Origin of the sequence: Acinetobacter sp. Ac_3412 (genome assembly GCF_013072675.1) — a bacterium.
Lineage (GTDB): Bacteria > Pseudomonadota > Gammaproteobacteria > Pseudomonadales > Moraxellaceae > Acinetobacter > Acinetobacter higginsii.
On the sequence record NZ_LXUJ01000009.1, the window covers coordinates 612396 to 635973 of the forward strand.

The 23578-nt window shown below is 40.9% G+C and carries 21 protein-coding genes; 5 read left to right on the forward strand and 16 right to left on the reverse strand.

Going from position 1 to position 23578, the window contains the following annotated elements; translation table 11 throughout:
- Positions 1–98 precede the first annotated feature (98 nt).
- Both rbtA and A7P54_RS11050 read left to right on the forward strand, forming a co-directional pair.
- Entirely contained in the window at positions 99–1985 is a 1887-nt protein-coding gene (gene rbtA, locus A7P54_RS11045; protein WP_171549602.1) for a rhombotarget A, read from the forward strand.
- A 16-nt stretch (positions 1986–2001) separates the two neighbouring features.
- The gene (locus A7P54_RS11050; protein WP_171549603.1) at positions 2002–4512 is read left to right on the forward strand and encodes a CSLREA domain-containing protein; all 2511 of its coding nucleotides are present in this window, start codon (positions 2002–2004) and stop codon (positions 4510–4512) included.
- A 63-nt stretch (positions 4513–4575) separates the two neighbouring features.
- Here the strand turns inward: A7P54_RS11050 and A7P54_RS11055 are convergent, their stop codons facing one another.
- From A7P54_RS11055 to A7P54_RS11075, 5 genes are all read right to left on the reverse strand, one after another.
- Complete coding sequence (locus A7P54_RS11055; protein ID WP_171549604.1) at positions 4576–4965, reverse strand: DUF3106 domain-containing protein; 390 nt, start codon at positions 4963–4965, stop codon at positions 4576–4578.
- Positions 4955–5278, reverse strand: a complete 324-nt coding sequence (locus tag A7P54_RS11060) for a hypothetical protein (protein ID WP_004654617.1) — start codon at positions 5276–5278, stop codon at positions 4955–4957. Before A7P54_RS11060 ends, A7P54_RS11055 begins: the two co-directional genes overlap by 11 nt.
- Positions 5265–5882 (reverse strand): RNA polymerase sigma factor, encoded by a 618-nt coding sequence (locus tag A7P54_RS11065; RefSeq protein WP_004805654.1) that lies wholly within the window; start codon positions 5880–5882, stop codon positions 5265–5267. The genes A7P54_RS11060 and A7P54_RS11065 overlap by 14 nt, the downstream gene beginning before the upstream one ends.
- A 159-nt stretch (positions 5883–6041) precedes the next feature.
- A complete protein-coding gene (locus A7P54_RS11070) occupies positions 6042–6818 on the reverse strand; it encodes an RNA methyltransferase (RefSeq protein ID WP_004805656.1) in 777 nt (258 codons plus the stop codon).
- Positions 6819–6874: 56 nt separating this feature from the next.
- Positions 6875–7846, reverse strand: a complete 972-nt coding sequence (locus A7P54_RS11075) for a class 1 fructose-bisphosphatase (RefSeq protein WP_171549605.1) — start codon at positions 7844–7846, stop codon at positions 6875–6877.
- Between the two features lie 178 nt (positions 7847–8024).
- Here A7P54_RS11075 and A7P54_RS11080 point away from each other — a divergent pair, with 178 nt between their 5' ends.
- Positions 8025–8210, forward strand: coding sequence for an NF038105 family protein (locus tag A7P54_RS11080; protein WP_004805661.1), 186 nt, complete (start codon positions 8025–8027; stop codon positions 8208–8210).
- 58 nt (positions 8211–8268) lie between these two features.
- Here A7P54_RS11080 and pal read toward each other — a convergent pair whose 3' ends face one another.
- The 10 genes from pal to A7P54_RS11130 form a co-directional block, all read right to left on the reverse strand.
- A complete protein-coding gene (pal, locus tag A7P54_RS11085; RefSeq protein ID WP_004805662.1) occupies positions 8269–8835 on the reverse strand; it encodes a peptidoglycan-associated lipoprotein Pal in 567 nt (188 codons plus the stop codon).
- 22 nt (positions 8836–8857) lie between these two features.
- The gene (tolB, locus tag A7P54_RS11090) at positions 8858–10141 is read right to left on the reverse strand and encodes a Tol-Pal system beta propeller repeat protein TolB (RefSeq protein ID WP_005322019.1); all 1284 of its coding nucleotides are present in this window, start codon (positions 10139–10141) and stop codon (positions 8858–8860) included.
- A 99-nt stretch (positions 10142–10240) separates the two neighbouring features.
- Entirely contained in the window at positions 10241–11566 is a 1326-nt protein-coding gene (gene tolA, locus A7P54_RS11095; RefSeq protein WP_171549606.1) for a cell envelope integrity protein TolA, read from the reverse strand.
- Between the two features lie 3 nt (positions 11567–11569).
- The gene (gene tolR / locus A7P54_RS11100; protein WP_005204891.1) at positions 11570–12022 is read right to left on the reverse strand and encodes a protein TolR; all 453 of its coding nucleotides are present in this window, start codon (positions 12020–12022) and stop codon (positions 11570–11572) included.
- Positions 12022–12720, reverse strand: a complete 699-nt coding sequence (tolQ, locus tag A7P54_RS11105; RefSeq protein ID WP_004805668.1) for a protein TolQ — start codon at positions 12718–12720, stop codon at positions 12022–12024. Before tolQ ends, tolR begins: the two co-directional genes overlap by 1 nt.
- Positions 12721–12744: 24 nt before the next feature.
- Positions 12745–13152, reverse strand: a complete 408-nt coding sequence (gene ybgC, locus A7P54_RS11110; protein WP_004805671.1) for a tol-pal system-associated acyl-CoA thioesterase — start codon at positions 13150–13152, stop codon at positions 12745–12747.
- A gap of 130 nt (positions 13153–13282) precedes the next feature.
- Entirely contained in the window at positions 13283–14230 is a 948-nt protein-coding gene (locus A7P54_RS11115) for a hypothetical protein (protein ID WP_228129919.1), read from the reverse strand.
- A gap of 49 nt (positions 14231–14279) precedes the next feature.
- Positions 14280–15278, reverse strand: coding sequence for a Holliday junction branch migration DNA helicase RuvB (gene ruvB, locus A7P54_RS11120; protein ID WP_005204887.1), 999 nt, complete (start codon positions 15276–15278; stop codon positions 14280–14282).
- A gap of 7 nt (positions 15279–15285) precedes the next feature.
- The gene (gene ruvA, locus A7P54_RS11125) at positions 15286–15891 is read right to left on the reverse strand and encodes a Holliday junction branch migration protein RuvA (RefSeq protein WP_171549607.1); all 606 of its coding nucleotides are present in this window, start codon (positions 15889–15891) and stop codon (positions 15286–15288) included.
- A 74-nt stretch (positions 15892–15965) separates the two neighbouring features.
- Positions 15966–17306 (reverse strand): deoxyguanosinetriphosphate triphosphohydrolase, encoded by a 1341-nt coding sequence (locus A7P54_RS11130; RefSeq protein WP_004805678.1) that lies wholly within the window; start codon positions 17304–17306, stop codon positions 15966–15968.
- Between the two features lie 465 nt (positions 17307–17771).
- On the opposite strand from A7P54_RS11130, the gene purL reads away from it, so the two are divergent.
- Both purL and A7P54_RS11140 read left to right on the forward strand, forming a co-directional pair.
- Positions 17772–21602: a phosphoribosylformylglycinamidine synthase gene (purL, locus tag A7P54_RS11135; RefSeq protein WP_171549608.1), complete on the forward strand. Its 3831-nt coding sequence runs from the start codon at positions 17772–17774 to the stop codon at positions 21600–21602.
- 75 nt (positions 21603–21677) lie between these two features.
- Entirely contained in the window at positions 21678–22883 is a 1206-nt protein-coding gene (locus A7P54_RS11140; protein ID WP_216077086.1) for a multidrug effflux MFS transporter, read from the forward strand.
- 64 nt (positions 22884–22947) lie between these two features.
- On the opposite strand, the gene A7P54_RS11145 is transcribed toward A7P54_RS11140, so the two are convergent.
- Positions 22948–23505, reverse strand: a complete 558-nt coding sequence (locus tag A7P54_RS11145) for a hypothetical protein (RefSeq protein ID WP_171549609.1) — start codon at positions 23503–23505, stop codon at positions 22948–22950.
- Positions 23506–23578: the final 73 nt, after the last annotated feature.

Here is a 23578-nt window from a genome sequence, read left to right on the forward strand (position 1 = left end):
TAATTTCGAGAGCTATGACAAAGTACGCACAAAGGAATGTGGTTGCAAACACTAAGTTTGTAATACGAAGAAAAATGAAAAAATAGAAGGAGATTGGTATGCTCAAACGGACGCTTGCCTGCGCTTTATTTGCGATTACTGGACATGCATATTCTGCGGATATTCAAGTCACAACATTAGTTGATGAAGATAAGGATGATGGGGTTTGTTCATTACGAGAAGCCGTCGAGTTTTTAAATAAAAGAAGTCAAAAAGAATTTGAAAATGGTTACCACGGGTGTGGTAATAAAGATGCAACCAGTAATATTGTTTTGCAGCGTGATCAAACTTACCAACTTAATTCAGCATTAAATATCAAAGCGGCAGCTACAATTCGGACTGCAACTAGTGATGGCTTTAATGATAATAAAAAAGGTTTAAACAATGCGACCATTAAAATGGTGGGTTCTGATCGTCTTTTTGTGATTGATGATAATAATGTTGAAAGCGCACTACTTGCAGTTAGTTTAGTTGAGTTAAATTTGCAAGGTGCGTCAAATAAAGTGAATGATGGCGGTTTAATTCTTAATCGTGAAAGCTTATCGATTCAATATTCAAGATTGACTGGTGGTTTAGCAAATCGAGGTGGAGCAATTTATAATGCTGGTGTCTCATCGGATGCGAAAAACACAGCAGGGTATGTCTATATTAATAATAGTATTATACAAAATAATAAGGCGGATCAGGGCGCTGTCATTTATAGCGAAATGCCAATGTATCTGATTGCACAATCGGTAATACGGGATAATGAAGGTGTAGCAGGTACCAATGGTGCTTTGCTCTATGTCCAAACTGGTTTTAATAATGACACTATTAATGGGGCATTGGCGACTGGTATTTCAGGTATCCGCAGTAGCACTATTTTTCACAACAAAGGTGGTTATGTTGCGAATATTCGTGAAGGGATGGTTCTTAATAATAATACAATCATTAAAAATGCTGCTGGGCTATATTTACAGTCTTTAAATTTCAAAGTAACCACAGAAGAAGATGTAAATGGAGAGAAAAAAGAAACGGTTAAAGAATACCCTAGTTCTTATGTCTCTAATAGCATTTTGGTTGCGAATGGAAATGCTAACTGCGCAAATACATCAGATGATACGACCATTGTTCAAAGCAATTTAACCACATCAGATTGTGATCGTAATGCAGAAAAACGTTTACCAAACTTTATGTGGAATCAGAATGATCCTGAGCAAGCCTTAATTGCAGGTGGTACAAATGATGAAGGAATTTGTGCAGCGCCACCAGCGAAGGGGTTGCTGTGCCCTTATTCTATTCCGAAAGATCAAATGCTCGGTTTCTTTAAACCCCGTTTATTGGCTTCTTATAAACAGTTGTCAGATTCACTCATTGTCAATAAAGGACGCATTTATAGTGATGGCACAACCTTCAGTACAGCGAATTGTGAAGCTACAGATCAACGTGGGAAAAGCCGTACAGGTTTTAATGAGTTATGTGATTTGGGTGCGGTTGAGTTAATTGTCAATCGTGGTGAAATTCCAATTGTTGGTCAAGATATTTTGTACGGTCAAGTGGCTAAGTTTAGTATAGCGGAGAGTTTGTTAGACGGTGAGTTGCTGGATCCTGCAACATGTGAAGCACAACTTGGTAAGCGTTCAGATGGCCAGCCTTGGAAAGTTGGTTGTTTAGAGGTCGTACAAACACAAACGCCATCTAAAGGCAAGACCAGCATTGATCAGGATGGTAATGTGACTTATGTGCCTGATAGTGATTGGCATGGCGCAGATAAATTTAATTTACGGGTAATGACGACTACGACTCGTTTTAATGATGTATCAAACTATTTTATTGATATTCCAGCAACAATTGTACAAGACCCACCGAATACCTTTAAAAGTAAAACAGTGAGTACAGGTAGCTTTGGAATGGGTGCGATCTTGATGTTACTTGGATTGGTAGGATTGCGCCGCTTTAAATCATAATCAGGGATGAGATGAGATGAGACATTATAAAAAAACAATTTTAGCAACCATGGTTATGGCAACAATGCCATTGTTAGCGGCAACCAGTAGCACGCCTATTAAAGTCACCACTTTTGTGGATGAAGATGGTGAAAACCCTTCTGCTTGTTCATTGCGCGAAGCGTTAAAAACGGCCGAAACACGCGTTTCTTATGGTGGCTGTGCGGTCACAGATATGCTTTCAAGTACGCAGAAAGTTATTCAGCTTGAAAAAGGGGTTTATACCCTTAAGAAAGAATTAACACCAAATGTAAATGTCGCAATTTGGGGGGCTAGTCCAGTCGATTGGCAAGAAAAAAATGTGTTATTGAACGATATTGTAAATCAATACCCTGCACAAATTCCTTTGCAAACCACGATTAAAGCAGAGAATTCTCGTATTTTTAACACGACCTTGGGGGCAAAAGCTATTAGTCTTAATAATCTGATTTTGACTGGTGGCCGTACTGCAGATCGTGGAGGAGCGATTTATGCCGGTGCTGATGTTGCTTTACAAAGTAGTCAAATTTTAGACTCTCAGGCAAAAGAGGGTGGTGCTGTTTATTTAGCGGGACCATCAACAACACTCACTTTGACGAAAAGCTTGATTCAGGGGAATCAGGCTGATAAAGGTAGTGTCTTGTCTATGAGTTGTTTCAACGATGTAACGTATGCAAAGCGTACCCTCAATTTGACCTCAAACAGCTTTATCGCAAATGGTTCTGGAAATTCAAGTAGTATGATTGAGTTTTGTGGAGAATCAATTGCAACACTAACAACCAATACAATTGCCAAAAATATTGTTAATACCTCATCTGGTAATTTAATTAAATTTACAGGTGATACAAAACCTGGAACTGAAGAAAATAATAATTCCAGTATTTTAAGTAATGCAAGTAGTATAACTTTAACGAGCAATACCATTGTTGAAAATCAAGCTTTTACAACGCTATTATATGATAAAATTGGTGGAAAAATATTAACCTATAACGTTCTTGCTTATAATGGTGGAACGAATAGTTATGCTTGTCGATATTTATTTGGTGATGTTTCTAGTCAAGAAAAGGTTGGTTTTGGTATTGCCTATAATGCACTGGCATTAAAAGAAGAAGGCTCTACATCCCCAGTCAATAATGTCTGTGATGTTCCTAAAGAGTCACTTAAAAGTAATACAACCAATCTAAATGTCAGTAATATTAATTTTGGGACGCTGTTAAGCCCATTACAAGCAGCTTCTGCTTATACCGCATTCCTACCGATCTATTATCCAAAGAAAAATGTAACAGAAATAGAAGTTAAGGTAGATGATAAGACGACCAAAAAAATAGTCGGTTTATTAGATGTTGATGGATTGGGTTGTAGTACTACGGACCAACGTGGTCTAGCTCGTATTATAGATGGCACCTTGTATTATAATCCTGAGGCAAGCAATCGCTGTGATATTGGTTCAATTGAATTAATGCGATTTACGGCGGGTGATTTACAAGATTTGACTAATACTTCTATTAGTAGTGCAATATCAACTTATCAAACTCAATATAACTTCTTTGATAATTTGGTCAAAAATCCAAATAACCCTGATTTTTTAACTTACTATAAATCTCGTTTGGATCAATATCAAAATCTATTGCAATATACAAAAGCTAATTTAAAATATCGTGCAATTTACATTGATTTAAGCAATTATCAATTACCATTACCTCAAGATACTGAGCAAGCTGATGGTAGTTATAAATTAGAGTTTTTTAATCCTGATTTATATAATGTTACGACAGAACCTCTTGGTAAAGGTCAAATTAATGATACTGTCACAGATATTGATGCAAGTGACAAAGAAAATTTAGTATGTGCTTGGAATAAAGACCTTCAGCAAATTATTTTTTATCGTAAGGATGATAGTATTACCCAAGCTGGAGACAAGATTTTCTGCAAATACACGATCACGTCAAAGTCTAATCCAAATATAAGTTCATCTGGCTTAATTCGTGCAGCTTTTGCAAATATTGCACCAGTTGCAACAGATACATCCTTAACTTTTAAATATAAAGAAAAGCAAAAACTCAGTCTGAATTTATTAAATTTTGCCAATGACAATGGTGATATGGGTGAAGGTGGTGTTGGACCTGAAAAGAATCCAAATAAATCTCAGTTTTGGAAAAATGAAGATGGGGTTGAGTTACCAATTCGTTTGACCAATGTACCGACCAATGATTTGAGTATTACCGCTGATCGTAAAGGCGCTTGTCCTGCGCCAGATGAAAAAGAAACTTGCTATGGTGGGAATATTTACGTTCAGGAGGTAAATGCATTTAACCCATTTAACTTCTCATTTAACTATCAAGTCTATGATGCTGATGGTGTATCATCAAATTCAGCGACTGTGCGAACCATTAGTACAGCAACCACGACTGATGATACTCGTTCAGCAAGTAGTGGTGGGGGTAGCATGAGTTTCTATTCGATATTTGGTTTATTGGGACTATTAGCCTATCGTCGCTTTAAAAAGTAAGTAGACCAAAGATAAAAAATAGCGCCTAAAAGGCGCTATTTTTTATTCTTATCAATTTAAAACTCAATGCTCAGCGTATTTACTGAGATATTCTTCTCTGATATTGACACGCTCTTCGTTACTGGCATTTAGCATGCGTTTACGTAGCATGTTACGTTCTTGCATACTCATTTTTTGCCAGACATCACGCATTTTCTGTTTTTCTTCTTCAGGTAATTGCGTGAACCACTCCATTCGTTGTTGAAGCTGTGAGCTTTGATTGGTCGGTACTTCCTTCAAGGTCTGATAGCGCTTGATTAAAACGCGTTGCTCCTCAGGTGATAAGTCATCCCATGCTTCTTCGGTTGCTGGTTTATTCGGTTTGGAAAACACCCAAAAACGTTCTGAACCTGCAAAACTGGTTTGTAATAAGCCGAGCGTACACACAACAAGTGCTAATTTTTTAGCTGCCATGTGGAACTTTATCCTCACCTAAGACCAATAACATTTCCATATCTTCAACCATTTGCGGTGAAAGTTTTGGATTCACGACAACTTGGTTTTGTGGTTGATCTGCCAATTGCAGTGAGCTAGGTAGAACCACAATCCCCATGAGGGCGGCAGCAAACGCAAAACCAGTCATTTTCCAAACACTGTAATAAGAGGTTGGTTTCTTTTGTACAGTATCGAGAACATGATTCATCACCATCATTTTATTGTGGTGCTGTTCTTTCGCAAGTTGGTCAAGTCTGGAAGTCACATGTTTAGTGAACTCATCTTTTTTCATCTGATGATCCTCCCGTATGCGGGTTTAAATGCTCTAAAGCAATTCGGAGTCCCTGAATTGCACGGTGGTAATGTGTTTTCACACTGCCTTCACTGCAATCCATAATTTGTGCTGTGGTCATCGTATCAAAACCTTCCCACGCTCTTAGCATAAATGCTTGTTGTTGACGGACGGGTAGTTGATTGACTGCAGCTTGAATTTCCTCCATCGTGACTTCTTGATCAAGAAATTCAAACGGATTAGGGGTCGATTCATCCACAACATCAATGATTTCTTCGTCATCATCTAAACTAATTTTTTTAAATAATGAAAATGGACTCGCACGGCGAGCTTCTTTACGTCGCCAATCCTGAAGTTTGTTATTTAATATGGTGTAGAACAGGGGATACCATTCTTCAGTACTTTTATCTGCATATGACTTGTGCAATGAAATAAATGCTTCTTGCACCAAATCCATCGCAATGCCTTGTTGTCCTTGCGTTGCACTTTCCATCATAACCAAGGCACGACCTGTAACGTCTTGCATAAAAAAACGCAGACGTTGTTCAACGGTACTACGATCAGTACTGTTTTCAGTTCGAGCCTGTTTCGGTGCTAAATCCATAGAGATGGAAAATCCTGTCATGGATACCCACCATTAATTCCAATTCATTAATCATATAACGTTGAAAATGGTGGGCGCGTTGACAACTTAAGCAATTATTTTTAGTAGTGTAATTGATTTTCTCAGTAAAAAAATCGTATTTAAAATAATTTAACGTTTTTACTGACGTTGGCGAACCATTTCAAAGAAGCATACAGAACCTGCAATGGCGACATTGAGGGACTCTTGTCCACCTGGTTGAGGGATCGCCACTGCCTGAGCATGCTCAAGTGCATAGTCACTTGCACCTTGACCTTCATTGCCTAAAATCCAGACGCAGGCTTGAGTTAAATCTTGGCTATATAAACTGGTCGAGCGATGTGAGCTAGTCACAAAAACTGGAATTTGAAATTTTGGAAGAATATCTGTGAGCTGGAAGTTTTCAAAACATTGAAGACTAAAATGAGCGCCCATACCTGCTCGAAGCACACGTGGAGACCAAAGTGCAGCTGAGCCTTGTGTACAAATCACCTGTTTGATGTTTGCAGCGGCAGCAGAGCGGAGTAGTGTCCCTACATTTCCAGGATCTTGAACATTTTCTAGAATTAAAGTATCCGCCTTAAAATCAATCGTGGCAGCAGTTTTGGGTAAATCAACAATCGCGAGACAAGGCAGGGTTGTGCCTAAGGTACTTAAATCCTTATACAGGACTTCACTAATAACAAAGATGTGAGCTTGATGGAGTTCAATCACTTCTTGTAAATCTGGATGTTCTAAGGCTTGTTCGGTGGTAAATAAAGAAAAGATTTTTTTCTGCTGTTGCAACCAAGCCAAGCACAGATGTGTACCTTCTAGAACGGTTTGCTGATGTTTTTTTCGAGCACTGTTAAGCTCGATCAGACCACGCAAATGTTTAATTTTTGCATTGTCTTTTGATTCTAGGAAAATAACCGCCATAAGATAAACATCCAAAAGGGCATCATAATTTTATAATGCCCTGATTATAAAATTAATTAGTGGTAGCTTGTTACGCGTTCCACTTCGTTTTTAGAGCCAATAATCACAGGGACACGTTGGTGTAGTTCTGTTGGTTGGATGTCCATAATACGAACACGACCTGTCGTAGACGCACCACCAGCTTGTTCGATCAACATACTCATTGGATTTGCTTCATACATCAAACGTAAGCGACCTGCTTTTTTTGGGTCTTTTAAATCGTAAGGGTAAAGGAAAATACCGCCACGACATAAGATACGGTGAATATCACCTACCATACATGCAACCCAACGCATATTAAAATCTTTTTCACGGACTGATGTTTTACCCGCTAAAAGTTCGTCAATATAACGTTTTACAGGGTTTTCCCAGTGACGTTGATTCGATGAGTTAATGGCAAACTCTTGTGTATCTGCTGTGACTTGCACTTGTTCTGTCGTTAGCAAGAAGTTTTGTGTTGTTGGGTCAAAAGTAAAGAACGCAACACCTGCACCCACTGTAAGTGCTAACATGGTTGACGGGCCATAAAGCACATAACCTGCGGCAACTTGCGCTGTACCAGCTTGCATAAAGTCTGCAGATTGAGTGATAGAATTCTTTGCAGGAAGAATAGAGAAAATTGTACCGACACACATGTTAATGTCGATATTGCTTGAACCATCGAGTGGATCAAACAAAACTAGATATTTACCATTTTCTTGGGCAGGGGTGAAGTCATCTAGCTCTTCTGAGGCCAAACCACCCACTTGTGGGTGTGCTTTTAAAGCATCAATCAGGTAATCATTAGAAATAACATCTAATTTCTTTTGTGTTTCGCCTTGAACGTTCTCGTTGCCCGCACTGCCCAAAATACCAGCTAAAGCACCTTTTTGAAGTGCCTGATCAATGGTTTGGCATGTAGTCGCAATTGTTTCGATGACTTGTGCCAACTCTGGAGTCAAATTCCCATTTTGTTGTTCTAGGTATTGGGTCAAAGTAAGGTTTGACATATTGAATAGCTCCGATTTGGCCGTGTCAAAAATTGATAAAAAAAGAATGTGGGTATTCTAGATGAGATCGTCCGAAAATAAAAATTATCTTACTTTATTTATGTTGCTTTTATGATTACAAGTGCAGCATTACATGCTATGTTGCATAGATACTAAACAGGATGTTTGGAGGCTACCGATGTCAACCAAGAATTTTGAGGCAACGCCCACGCCGAGTGAGCCGATTAGCTTAGATACGATTTCCAAAGAAAACGTGAAGGATGCATGGAAAGAGTATGAAGCTAAGCCAGAATATAAAGAGTTTAATAAGCATGATTTGATTGAATCAATGCAAAACAAGCCTGATGCTCAATCTTCGTCTTAATGAATGAAATAAAAATGCTCACATGAAGTGAGCATTTTTATTTACAGCGAAACCACAATTATTTTAATAGTGGTGGAACTGCTTCGTAGTTAATTTCTACGCGGCGGTTTTCTTTCCACGCCGCTTCATCATGACCTGCATTCACTGGTGATTCTTTACCGTAGCTAACTGCTTCAAGTTGCTGTGGGTTTACACCGTTAGTAATCAAAAAGCTTTCAACTGCTTTTGCACGACGTTCGCCAAGTGCCATATTGTATTCACGTGTACCACGTTCATCAGTATGGCCTGTCAGAGCAACACGAGAGTTAGCATTAGCAACTAGGAATTGAGCATGTGCTTGTAGGGTTTGATAATCTTCATTCGATAAATCACTGCTATCAAAGTTAAAGTGCACCACGCGTTTTGCCAAGAATGCTTTATTTGCAGCAGTGACGCCTTTAGAAGATGCACCAGCCAAGTTTTGCGCATTTAATGCCGCATCTTCACTTAAACCATCTGTGCTGACTGTGGTTGAGCCATTTGGATTTGTGCCAGTAGTAATTTCAGCAGCAGGCTTACGGCTTGCACAGCCTGTAAATACAAGTGTTGCAGCAATCAGTGGAAGCGTTAGATATTTAATGTTCATATGATTCTCCAATCGATTAAACTTATTTTGGTGCCCAAGCTGGTTCACGAACTTCACCTTGCTCGCTTGGTAAATTCATGCGGAAACGGCCATCAGTCGACATGACGGACAACAAACCACGACTACCTTCACGTGTTGCATAAACCACCATCTGTCCATTTGGTGAGAAGCTCGGTGATTCATCTAAACTTGTCGGTGTCAGAATATTGGTGATACCGGTATTGATATCTTGGATTGCAACTTTGTAGTTACTGCCGCTCGGACGATGTACTAAAGCAATCTTTTTACCATCAGCACTCAAAGTACCGCGTGCATTAAACGCACCTTTGAAGGTCAAGCGTTTTACAGAACTATCATCAAAGCTATAGCGATAAATCTGCGGTGAACCACCACGATCAGAAGTAAAGATAAATGATTTACCATCTGGAGAATAACGTGCTTCCGTATCAATCGCAGAGTCATTGGTCATGCGCTGTACTTGACGTGTGCTTAAATCCATTTGATAAACTTCTGGGTTACCATGCATTGATGCAGTGAATAACATCGATTTGCCGTCTGGAGAGAAGCTTGGAGCGCCATTTAGACCACGGAAGCTCGCTAAAACCTCACGTTGGCCCGTGGCTAAGTCTTGTAAGTAAATTGCAGGGCGTTTGGTTTCAAATGATACATAAGCAATTTTCTTAGCATCAGGTGTCCAAGCTGGAGATAAGATAGGATCACGTGATGACAATACTGTTTTAGGTTGCTCACCATCTGTGTCGGCAATTTGTAAGGTATAGCGTTGGGCAGGTGTCGCCTGATTACGCAATACATAAGCAATACGACCACTAAAGTCACCAGCAATACCTGTCAACGCTTGATAGATGGTATCACTGATCAGGTGGCCTGCTTGGCGTACACGTGAGCTTGGTACAGTCAGTACTTCATTGAGTAAGTATTGTTGTTTCTGTACATCATATAACTGGTAATGAATCTCAAAAGTATTGGCATCAACCGCCTTAAGTTGTCCAACGACAACATACGGCACACCGGCATTCTGCCAATCACCCGCTTGAACCTGATTAAGGCTTGCAGTAGCCGGCAAATTTTGAGATGCGCTGGTAAAACGACCTGAACGATTCAAGTCGCTTTCCACAATTGGATAGATCGCATTGTCATTTGCAAATGGGATGATCGCGATTTTAGGTGCTTGTTCAGGTGCTTTAGCAATTTCGAGGTGTAATTGTGCGAAAGTTGCTGTTGGAACAACTGTACTAATCGCAGCGAAAACTGCTAAAGAGAGGAGGTGTTTACGAGTCTTGTCCATAGTTACAATTACTTGCGTTCGTATTTTTGTGGCTGTTGATTATTTAACATAGTTACATGCTTTGTGCTATTAAAAGCATGTAACGTTAACTATTCATTACTATTTTGCAGTAAAACTTGAAGTAAAGCTTCTTGCTTCACGACGGGCGGTTGGTTCATCTGGCATCGGATAAGGAGCAGCAGCTCTAACCGCAGCTTCGACACTCGCCTTAACGTCTGGGTCACTCGCTGTTACAACGACAGAAAGTACCGCACCGCTATCGCTTAAAGTCACACGAGCACTCGCACGCTGACCCGATGAGCCAGATGGCATATTCCACGCACGATAGATTTTTTGTTCGAAATCACGTTTCGCAGTTGAAGCAACGCGTTTTGCATCCGCTTTTTTCTGGGCAGCTTCCTGCTCAGCTTTTTTAGCGGCTGCAGCTTTGGCATCTGCTTCAGCCTCAGCTTTACGTTTCGCATCTGCGTCAGCTTTTGCCTTCGCATCGGCCTCGGCTTTACGTTTCGCGTCTGCATCAGCTTTTGCCTTCGCATCGGCCTCGGCTTTACGTTTCGCATCTGCGTCAGCTTTTGCTTTGGCATCAGCATTTGCTTTACGTTTCGCGTCTGCATCAGCTTTAGCCTTGGCATCAGCTTCGACCTTACGCTTCGCATCTGCGTTGGCTTTTGCTCGCGCGTCGGCCTCAGCTTTACGTTTTGCATCGGCTTCAGCTTCGGCTTTACGCTTCGCATCTGCATTGGCTTTTGCTCTCGCATCGCTCTCAGCTTTACGTTTTGCATCGGCTTCAGCTTTGCGTTTCGCATCCTGTTGCGCTTGAAGTTTTGCATTTTCAGCAGCTTTTTGCTGTCTTAATTTCGCATCTTGTTCAGCTTTTTGGCGCGCCTTCGCTTCAGCCTCGGCTTTGGCATTTTGTTCAGCTCTACGCTTCGCATCCGCTTCAGTCCTTGCTTTTGCCTCTGCTTGGCGTTTCGCTTCAGCCTCCGCACGTTGTTTCTGTGCTTGAGCATCTGCAAGTTTACGTTGTTCTTCAACTTGCTGTGCACGAGCAGCTTCATCTGCTTTGCGTTTTTGCTCAGCAAGCTTGGCTTGTTGTGCCTGTTCAGCTTTTTGCTTTTCAGCCGCAAGTTGTTGCGCGCTTGGTGGCGGAGGTGTTACTGGAATATTTTCAGGGCGTGTTGTATCCACAACCGGGCTTTGCACTTCCTCTGCCTGATGTTCAGCAGAGACTTGTTGTTCGGGTTGTTGTAATGACTGTGGTAAATCTTCTGGCTTCACTAAAATAGTGGTCAGTTTTTTAGGTTCTTCAGGGGGTTTACTCAAGCCTAAAAACAACAAGCCAACAATTGCGATTGCATGAACACCGAGGGTAAAACCCAGCGCAATCGCATTTTGCTTAAAAGGTGGCTCTTGAAATTTTTTCATAGCTTATTTTAACGGCTCTGTCAGTAAACCAACTTGAGTAAGACCAGCTTCTTGTAGACTCGCCATCAGTGAGACGACTTCACCATAAGGGCGCGATTTATCACCATTCACCAATACAGTTAGTTGTTTATTGTCCTGCTCGGCTTGGGTCTGAGCTTCACTTAGTACAGCTTCAAGCTGCTCTAGAGAAAGAGGATCACTGCCTTTGTGTTCTTGATATTGCAAAAAGATATTACCATCTTTACCAATGGTGACCATCGCTGGCATATCTTTTGATTCAATTGGATGATTATTGGCTTGTGGCAAATCTACTTTAATACCGCTGGTAATCATGGGTGCAGTCACCATGAAAATGACCAAGAGCACCAACATGACGTCGATATAAGGAACCACATTCATATCGCTTTTGAGCGGTTTTTTAATCCGCTCAAAACGTCCAGATCGTTGAATCGCCATTATGCATCTTCCTGTGTCGTTCCAATCGCTTGACGCTGTAAAAGGGCAACCATTTCTTCTGCAAATAAAGCACGATCTGAATAGATTGATTCACCTTTAGCGGTAAAGTGGTTAAACGCAAGTACCGCAGGAATTGCTGCAAACAAACCAATCGCAGTTGCAATGAGGGCTTCTGCAATACCAGGTGCAACTGTTGCCAAAGTCACTTGGTCAACGGCAGCAAGGCCGATAAAGGCATTCATAATCCCCCATACCGTACCAAATAAGCCGATATAAGGTGCAACTGAACCAATACTAGCAAGTGCACCCAAGCCGACTTCTAAACCACCTTGGTCACGGCTTAAACCAACACGCAGGATACGTTCAGTTCCTTCGATGGTTTGATTGGTGTCTGCTTTACGTTTTTGCAACTTAAAGAACTCACCTAGGCCTTGGTAGAAAATATCTTCTAGACCACGACGTTTAGAGTTCAATTGTGCATTATTATAAAGCGTGTTTAATTCGGCACCTGACCAGAACATTTTTTGAAAATGCTCATCCTCTTGTCCTGCTTTTTTAAAGCCCATATATAATTTGGCAATCAGATACCAGCTATAAATTGAAGAGAGTAGCAGGATCAGCATGACCAGTTGTACAACAGGACTTGCTTGTAAAATTAGGTCAGAAATATGCAGGGAAGATTCTAAGTTAGTTGCCATAAGTTGCTGTGCCGAAAGTTTATTTTAGTCCTGTGCTAATTCTTTTTGAATCAGATCACGAATTTCATCAGGAAGTCTACGTGGCATTAACTCTTTGTTTAAACATGCCAACACAACCTCACCTGAAGCCAGCAAGATTTCACCACGATAAATATTTTGTTGCAACACAAAAGATGCGGCTTTACACGAAATAACACGTGCTGTAACGGTAATTAAATCATCCATTAATATTGGGCGTACATATTTAACAGCGATTTGATGTACAACGAAGCTGTAATCTTTTTGGTGCCAGTAGTGATCAACACCAGCTGCACGTAGCCATTCGGTACGGGCACGCTCCATAAAACGGATATGATTGGCATGGTAAACGATACCGCCTGCATCTGTATCTTCGATATAAACGCGAATGTTGAACTCAAAATGATTTGCCATTTCTATTACCTATTTTTGCGTACTGTCAGCTATCAGGAATGATATTGCCTCAATAAGGTTAAGGAAATAGTAATAAATAACATATTGTTGAATGAGGTAAAAAAGAAGCCCTTGAATAGGGCTCTTTCTTTTAATAGTTGAGTTCTTCCCAAGCGACGACTTTAGGGAAGCCTGTGACGGTAACGCCATTAGCATAGGCACGCATTAATGCTTTATAGTCAACGGTTTTAGTAATGGTGATTGCATTTTTATTGTTGTTAGTATCTTCAATAAAAATTTCAGCAAAGCTTGGGTAAAAAGCCACAACATCACCGACACTTCCAAATTTGATTTGATTGTCAAAATTTACAGAGAATTCTTTATTATTGGATATCCCAACTAGACGTCCTTTGGTAATTGATCCAGTTGACCAAGGCTCAAAGCTATAGTTTGTAAGTTTATAGACTTCGGTATATTTTTTATCAGCCCATGTGAATTCCATTTGAGCAATGTCATATTTGAAGGGGCGAGCATCAGCATAATAAGATAGACTGCTTTTGCTTCCATTAAAGGTTGTTATTTCATTATCAACTTCTACTTTAAATTGGTTCAGTGTCGTATCGATTTTAAAGTTATCCTGTGACCAGTATCCTTGTGTGCTAACACTTCCAGACAGAATCATTGGTTCCTCAGAAACAGGTTGAATAACGCCATCTTTTGTATATTGTAAATCACATTTATTCAGCGTAACCATTTGGCTATTTCTGCTAAAGCTTCCTTCTTTATTTCGGCAGAAGGCTTTGTAGCCCATTTTTTCTCCACCTTGTATTAAATAAAAAACGGATTCAGCAAGTGTAATCGTATCAATGAGTTGATTTTCATTAATGCTTGATAAGTTGATAATGGGTGCATAAATCAATTCAAGATTTTCTGGTTTGCTATAATCTAGTTTTTCTTTGGCTTGAAATGAATTGCCATTATTTGCATTATCACCTCCACCCCCGCAGGCTGTTAAAAATAAGCTACTCAAAAATACGGAAGTTAAAGTTTTATTTTTCATTGTTACCCTAAAAATAATGAGACGATTAAAATCAGGCATATCCTATTCTAATCATCTCATTATAAGAAGCGTTAAGTTGAAAATATTTTTATGATTCAGGTGGCGTCATGCCGAATTGTAAATATGCCATATTGGTAGCAATACGTCCGCGAGCGGTACGCATCACATAACCTTGCTGGATTAAGTAGGGTTCAATCACATCTTCAAGTGTTCCACTATCTTCAGCCATTGCCGCAGCCAAAGCTTCCACACCTGTTGGTCTGCCTTCAAAACGTTCCAATAACATACTGAGATAGCGACGATCGAGCGTATCTAAACCAGCTTTATCGACATTAAGCATGTCCAAAGCGCGTTGAGCCATATCTTGTGTCACTTCACCAGTGCCTTTGACTTGCGCATAATCACGAACACGACGTAATAAACGGTTGGCAATACGAGGTGTACCGCGTGCACGACGGGCGATCTCAGTTGAGCCTTCTTTGGTGATCGGGACATCCATCAAGTTAGCTGAACGCGTCACGATATGGGTCAGGTCTTCAACCGAATAGAACTCTAAACGCTGTACAATCCCAAAACGGTCACGTAACGGAGAGGTGAGCAAACCTGCACGTGTTGTGGCAGCGACTAAAGTGAAGGCAGGAAGATCGAGCTTGATTGAGCGGGCAGCAGGGCCTTCACCGATCATAATATCGAGTTGATAATCTTCCATGGCTGGATAGAGAATCTCTTCGATTACGGGTGAGAGACGATGAATCTCATCAATAAACAGAACATCACCTTCTTCCAAATTGGTCAGCATGGCTGCTAGGTCACCCGCACGTTCTAATACAGGGCCAGAAGTTGATTTTAAATTACCGCCCATTTCTCTTGCGATAATATTGGCCAACGTGGTTTTCCCTAAACCTGGAGGGCCAAAGATCAAGGTATGATCTAGGGCTTCACCACGACCACGCGCTGCGCCAATGAAGATTTCCATTTGCTCACGAACCACAGGTTGACCAATATAGTCAGCCAATGAGGTCGGACGAATGGCACGATCAAAATGATCTTCAGGTTTTTCTGTTCCGCTAATAAGACGATCTTGCATATATCTATTACTTCATCATGGATTTAAGCGCAGCACGGATAATGTCAGCAGATTCAGTATAGTCTGCTTTAACTGCTGCCACTGCTTTTTGTGCTTCTGCTGGTTTATAACCTAAGGATTGCAAAGCAGCTTCAGCTTCGGCAACTGGTGAATTTGCCATAAATTGAATTTGAGCAGATGCTGCATTTGTCGTACTGCCTGTTGAATGCGCCAACGCTTTGAAACGATCGCGTAATTCAATCATTAATCGTTCAGCAGTTTTTTTGCCCACACCCGGAACTTTAATCAGGGTATTAATATCATCATGTTCAATTGTGTGGATGAGCAGTTCAACACTTAATGTCGATAGAATGCCCAAAGCCATTTTAGGGCCAACGCCATTCACTTTGAGCAGGGTACGGAAAATGGTTTTTTCCTGTGCATCGCTAAAGCCATACAGTTGCTGAGCATCTTCACGAACAACCAAATGCGTCCATAAAGTGACTTTCTGTCCCTTTTGTAATTGGCAAAATGTCGAAAGTGGTGTGTCAATTTCATAGCCAACGCCATTTACATTGAGTAATACGGTTGGGGCTTCTAGGGCAAACACTTCGCCAATTAAACATCCGATCATGAGTTAAATTTCACTATTTTTAAAAACAATTTAGTTTGGGTATAAAAAGGCAAGGGTGCCAACTCATCTAATGGCTAAAAGAACCCTATCTTATTGCCTTGCAGCTCTTGCGCCAAGCTATAAGCCTGATGATCCGAGAACTTACTAATAATATCGAGAACTTGCATAATATTATTATAGTGGTTGTTTTGCAGATTTACGCCTGAATGTTGCAAAATTGACATCAAACGCTGTTCTTTAAAGCTTAAGGTCTTATGCGGCATGGTTAAAGGGATAAAAGCATCTAATATAGTTTGTAAGCTTTGATGCGCAATAATCTCTAAACCTGATTTTTGAGGATGCTCAAAAATGCGGTCTCTCGCCAGATTCTTTGCCGTTTGAATGCCTGCTTCAATATCGGGTGAGCAATATTGTAATAGGCTGCCTTTAAGCTGACCGGTTAAAATTTCATACTGATGTTTGGCAAAAGCTGTAGTGACTTCATCGACTAAACGTTTCATCACACGACCACGTAGGGCAGCTATTTTTTGCTGCCATGTGGTATGTGGTAAATGTAGCTCTTCGGGATAGCCATAATCGGCAATCAGATTCAGAAAGATTGGCTCAACTTCGGCATAGTTCAACATATTGAGAATGATGCCATCTTCTAAGTCGATTAGCGCATAACAAATATCATCGGCAGCTTCTAATAAATAGGTGAGTGGATGACGGCAATAATGATAGTCACCAAGCTGAATCAGACCGAGCTGTTCTGCCAACTGTTTTAAAATTTCTTTTTCAGATTGATAGCAACCAAATTTCGCCCGTTGATGCGATGGCATATCGCCTTGTTCTTCAATGGTTTTGGATAACCAAGGATATTTTAAATAAGCACCCAATGTGGCACAGGTGAGTCGCATGCCACCATCATCGGGGTGATAGTCAATGCGACTAAGTAGTCGAAGTCCTTGGGCATTGCCTTCAAATTGACGTACATCGGCTGCTTCTTCTGGCGTGAGTTTAGTCAAGAAATCGCGATGAGAGGCATCATCAAACCATTCCCGAATTGCATATTCACCTGCATGACCAAATGGGGGATTACCAATGTCATGCGCTAGACAGGCAGCTTGGATAATCGCACCAACATCAGCAGGTGAAATCCACATCGGTAATTCATCTTTGATTTTTTCTGCGGCCAACATGCCGAGTGAACGCCCAATACAAGACACTTCTAGCGAGTGTGTGAGGCGGGTATGAATCCCATCATGTTGAGTCAGTGGGTGAACCTGTGTTTTTCTATTTAATTGACGGAAACTTTGAGAAAATATAATTCTGTCATAATCTTTGTGGAATGGGCTTCGAGCCAATTCAGTACTACTTTTTTTACTACCTAAACGAATTGCAGAAAGCAATTCTACCCAACGCATTTGTTCCATTCATCATTATTCACTACGAGTTCAGGATCATCATGCCAAAAAAAAGATTAAAGCACTAGAGTAGGGCGACATAAGTTGTCTTGGATCAGTATGTTGTCGTTTATAGTTTTGTATTCAATCATAATTTAAGGCATTTATTTGTTCACGTATGTGGCTTGTATAAGGTGTTGATGATGGTCTAAAAGAGTCATTTTCATGCAATGAGCAATTCTTTTTTTAGTTTGGTATTTCCACAAAATAAGAATTGCAAACAAGAAGTATGATTTATACAGCAGGCTAAATGAATTGTTACGAATAAAGTAAAATGGATAAAGCTACAAGAAATTAAGCCATTTGCAGTAGAAAACTCTGATTTTTAAGATGGATATAGCTAGCTGAAATGAGCCTTTCACAGTAGAATATGCGCTCTTTCATAAGTCACATTGTGGTAGGTTCGTTAGACCCACCCGTGGAGCCAAAGTCAACATGTTTATCGTGGCCGGTGCATCAGCACATTCTTCTTTCAAGAAAGCTCAACTCTTAAACCGATTAACGTCAATGAGTTCTGTTCAATCTTTTGACAGCCAGTGGGTTTATTTGTTTGATCAAGCGCTCAACGAGCAGCAACATCAATCGGCATTACAACTTTTAAACGATGGTCAATCTTTCGAACTTCGCCAAGCTGCAAGTGATGAAATCCAAATTTTAGTGACACCACGTGTGGGGACAATTTCTCCGTGGTCATCTAAAGCAACGGATATTTTCCAAAACTGTAATACGCCCATTCATCGTTTAGAGCGTGGTCTGTTATTTACACTGAAAGGTGTGAAAGAGATTTCGAACGAAGTGAAATTGGCATTACATGACCGTATGACAGAGAGTGTTTTTGCTCAAATTGATGATGCAAAAGCTCTATTCTCAGAAACAGCGCCGAAGCCATTGAACTCAATTGATATCTTGGGTCAAGGAAAAGAAGCGTTAGTTAAAGCCAACAATGAGTTTGGCTTTGCTTTATCTGAGCAAGAAATTGATTACTTAACCGAAGCATTTACCAAGCTGGGTCGTAATCCAAATGACATCGAATTGATGATGTTTGCACAAGCAAACTCTGAACATTGTCGTCATAAAATCTTTGGTTCTGAATGGACAATTGATGGTGAAAAACAACCATTATCATTGTTCCAAATGATTAAGAATACGTATAAAGAATCTCCAACAGATGTGTTATCAGCATATAAAGATAACGCGTCTGTGATTGTGGGTTATGACACGATGCGTTTTTATCCGAAAGCGGATGAAAATGGTCACTTCGTTTATAAATATAAGAGCCAAGCTGCCCATATTTTAATGAAGGTTGAAACACACAACCATCCAACTGCAATTGCTCCATTTGCAGGTGCTGCAACAGGTTCGGGTGGTGAAATCCGTGATGAAGGTGCAACTGGTCGTGGTGGTAAACCAAAAGCTGGTTTAACAGGCTTTACGGTTTCAAACTTAAATATTCCTGGTTTTGAACAACCTTGGGAAGATAACTACGGTAAACCTTCGCGTATGGCGTCGCCATTACAAATCATGATCGAAGGTCCATTGGGTGGTGCTGCGTTTAACAACGAATTCGGTCGCCCAGCTTTAAATGGTTATTTCCGTACTTTCGAACAGAATGTAAATGGTGACGTAAAAGGCTTCCATAAGCCAATCATGATCGCTGGTGGTTACGGTAACATTCGTCCTGACCATGTTGAAAAAGATGCGATCCAACCGGGTGACTTACTCATCGTGTTGGGTGGCCCTGCAATGTTGATCGGTCTTGGCGGTGGTGCAGCGTCTTCTGTAGACAGCGGTACTATGGGCGAGAGCTTGGATTTTGCTTCTGTTCAACGTGAAAACCCAGAAATGGAACGCCGTTGCCAAGAAGTCATCGATACCTGCTGGCGTTTAGAAGACTTTAACCCAATCGTGTCTGTACATGATGTGGGTGCAGGTGGTGTATCTAATGCGATGCCAGAACTTGTGAATGATCATGAGTTGGGTGCAGTGCTTAACCTGCGTAAAATTCCATCATTAGAGCCAGGTATGAGCCCGATGGAAATCTGGTCAAATGAAGCGCAAGAACGTTATGTGCTTGCAATTCGTCCAGAGTCTTTAGAACAATTTGAAGAAATTTGTGCACGTGAGCGTTGTCCGTTTGCAGTACTTGGTGAAGCGACTGAAGCGCGTCACTTAACAGTTGAAGATCCTTTGTTTGAGAACAAGCCTGTCGATATTCCAATGCAGGTGATCTTAGGTGGTACACCGCGTATGCAACGTTCGTATGAAACGATTGAGCGTACAGGCAACGACTTTGATGCTGCGAAAGTTGATTTAAAAGATGCGATTTTCCGTGTATTGAAAAATCCAACAGTTGCCTCTAAATCATTCTTGATCACCATTGGCGACCGTTCGATTACAGGTATGGTTGCACGTGATCAAATGGTCGGTCGCTGGCAGGTTCCTGTAGCAGATGCAGCAGTAACGACTACAAGTTTGCAAGGTTTCACTGGTGAAGCAATGGCAATGGGTGAACGTCCACCAGTAGCCTTGTTAAATCCAGCTGCGTCTGCACGTTTAGCGGTTGCTGAAGCAATCACCAACATTGCTTGTGCCAACATTGAACAAATCAGTGATATCAAACTTTCTGCAAACTGGATGGCAGCTGCTGGTCAAAAAGGTGAAGATCAAGCCTTGTTTGAAGGTGTGAAAGCGATTGGTATGGAAATGTGTCCTGCGTTAGGCATCGCAATTCCGGTCGGTAAAGATTCACTTTCAATGCGTACCACTTGGAACGATGGTGAAGACAAAGCAGTAACTTCGCCAATGACAGGTGTGATTACTGCATTCGCACCAGTTTTGGATGTTCGTAAAACATTGACGCCTGAATTGAAGAACTTAGCAGATTCTGTATTGGTTCGTATTGATTTATCTAAAGGTCAATTCCGTTTAGGTGGTTCGATCCTTGCTCAAGTGTATAAGGCAATCGGTTCAGTCACGCCTGATGTCGATAGTTTTGATGACTTCAAAGCATTCTTTGCCTTGATTCAAGACTGGAACAATCGTGGTGTGATTAAGGCTTACCATGATATCGGTGATGGCGGTTTATTGGCGACTGTTGCTGAAATGATGTTTGCTTCACGCTTAGGTGTTGCTTTAGAAAATCAATCAACTGAAAGTTTATTCGCTGAAGAAATTGGTGCTGTACTACAAATCACAGCGGCTGATTGGGCACAGTTAGAAGTTGAAGTTACGGCATCAAGTTTGAAAGATGCAATTGCAGTTGTTGGTCGTGTCAATACTACGGATCAATTGGCTGTCAATGGTTTGGCTTTAGAGCGTGCTGAATTGCAACAAGCATGGGCTGAAGTATCGCATCAGATCCAACGCTTACGTGATAACGTTGAAACTGCTGATCAAGAGTTTGCTTTAATTGCAGATCAAAACCACAAAGGTTTAATTGCGCAAGCAACTTATGATTTAAATGAGCCAGTTGAAGCGCCGTTTATCAATACACGTCGTCCTAATATGGCCATCTTGCGTGAGCAGGGTGTTAATGGTCATGTTGAAATGGCCGCTGCTTTTGACAAAGTCGGCTTCAATACCATCGACGTACACATGAGTGACTTACTTGCAGGTCGTGTCAGCTTGAGCGACTTCGAAGGTTTAGTGGCGTGTGGTGGTTTCTCATACGGTGACGTGATGGGTGCTGGTGGTGGCTGGGCGAAATCAGTATTGTTCAATGCGAAATTACGTGACCAGTTTGAACAGTTCTTCCATCGTCAAAATACATTCAGCTTAGGCGTATGTAATGGCTGTCAAATGATGTCTCAACTTGCACCACTGATTCCAGGTGCAGAGCATTGGGGCCGTTTCCACCGTAACACTTCAGAAGTATTTGAAGCGCGTGCCGTGAACGTTCGTGTAGAAAAATCAGTTTCTGTCTTGCTTGAAGATATGCAAGGTTCGATTTTACCAATCGCTGTTGCGCATGGTGAAGGTCGTTTGGTTGCAACTGAACAGCAAATTGCTGCTTTAAATGCTGAGAACCAAGTGATCTTGCGTTATGTGGATAGCTTGGGTAATCCAACTCAGCACTATCCGTTGAACCCGAACGGTTCACCGGAAGCGATTACAGGTTTAACCTCTAAAGATGGTCGTGCAACCGTGATGATGCCACATCCAGAGCGTAACTTCCGTGCTTTACAGCATTCTTGGAAGCCTGAAGATTGGGCAGAAGATGGTGCTTGGTTACGTATGTTCCGTAACGCACGTAAATTTATTGGTTAATTAAAGTCATGAAATAAGCCACCGTCAGGTGGCTTATTTCATTCCGTATAAAATAATCATCAATGGACAAGAAAAATGAAATCAAAAATCCATTTCCACGAATTTGCACTGCTGATGGCATTACTCATGTCCATTGTCTCATTTTCAATTGATGCTGTTTTACCTGCACTGGGTGAAATTGGTCGTGTTTTTACCCTGCAAAATAGTAATCAGGCACAATGGGTCATCATCAGTATTTTCTCTGGAATGACCATTGGACAGTTGATTGCAGGACCATTATCCGATGCGATTGGACGGAAACGGATTTTATTTACAGGCATCGTGATCTACTTTTTAGGCAGTTTATTGTGCTATTCCACCCAAAGTTTTGAATGGTTCTTAGTCGGACGTTTTATTCAGGGTGTTGGTGTTTCAGGGCCTTATGTTGCTTCGATTTCGATCGTTCGGGATAAATACAGTGGTGCCCAAATGGCCCGCATCATGTCTCTGATCATGATGGTATTTATGGTCGCGCCTGCAGTTGCACCGAGCTTGGGACAGTTGATCATCCATTTCTTTGGCTGGCGCGATATTTTTGTGTTGTATATGGTCTATGCTATCGCTGTTGGAGCATGGATTGCTTTGCGCTTGGAAGAGACCTTAGTGCCTGAGAATCGTCTGCCAATGCGAGTACAAGCATTTAAGGATGGTTTTAAGGAAGTGGTGAGCAATAAAACCACCATGAGTTATTTACTGTGTGCAGGCTTTTGCTTTGGCGGTTTTATTGGCTATCTTGGAACGTCACAACAAATTTTTATGCAACAATTTGGCAAAACAGGGCAGGAGTTTAGTGCCTATTTTGCGCTATTAGCAGGTGTGATGGGGATTGCGTCTTTTACCAATTCTAGAATTGTCATGAAGTTTGGCATGCGTCCCATCTGTATTTATGGCTTTCTTGGTTTAAGTCTAATTTCGTTGCTGTTCCTCATCATTCAGCTTTCTGGCGTATCCATCTCATTCTGGATGTTTATGCTGTATGCCTGCATTCTGTTTTTATTGTTTGGAACGCTATTTGGCAATCTAAATGCGATTGCAATGGAACCGATGGGGCATGTGGCTGGTATGGCTTCTGCGATTATTGGTGCATCGTCTTCGGTATTATCGCTTATTCTCGCCTCTATTATTGGTCAGTTATATAACGGAACTTTAATTCCAATGACCTGTGGTTTTGTGATTTTATGTGGTTTGGCATTTGCGCTGACTTTATATGAAAAACGACACTTAACTAAATTAGAAAGTTAAGTCTTATGGCTTGATTTTTGGACTGAAATACATTTAAAAGCCATCTGATGATGGCTTTTTATATTTAGCTTTTGATGCAACTCATTAATGCATCACGGGCTCTGAAACCACCACTAATAGATGATGCATAAATTGTTTTTCCTTGTAGTAGAACTTCCATTGCGCCAACATCATCCAAATTAGACGCTGTTTGTACCATAGTGACTGGGACAAGTAAGATCCCTTTCGTGTGGCTAGGGATGAGTGTTGCCTCAGTTAAAGTTTCAGATTGATCCGTACGCATCACAATGTCGAGTTGTTGATTACTGGTTGTTGTTGGTATATGAGGACCTGTAAATACCAATGCTCCAGTACTTTTTTCTGTAGGACCGAACAGGGTGAGTTGGCTTAAATCAGAATTATAAGTAACAGCACATCCTCCTTTTCTGCCACGATGTTTAGAAAGAAACCATATTCCATGTTCACCTTGATAAATTTGTTTCATGTTTCTAGGTGTCGAAGATGAATGATGCGGACTTGACTCCATTTGTTTAAGGTGTGTTATTTTATTTGCATAGAGAAGAGTAGATTTTGTTAACGCACTAAAAGTGAAAATTAAGGTCATCAGAGGTTTATGAGGCATATAAATACTCTTTGCTTTAGATTCTAGTTTTTTAAATTTTATTGACTCGCTTTAAAATCTAATTGAGCGAATC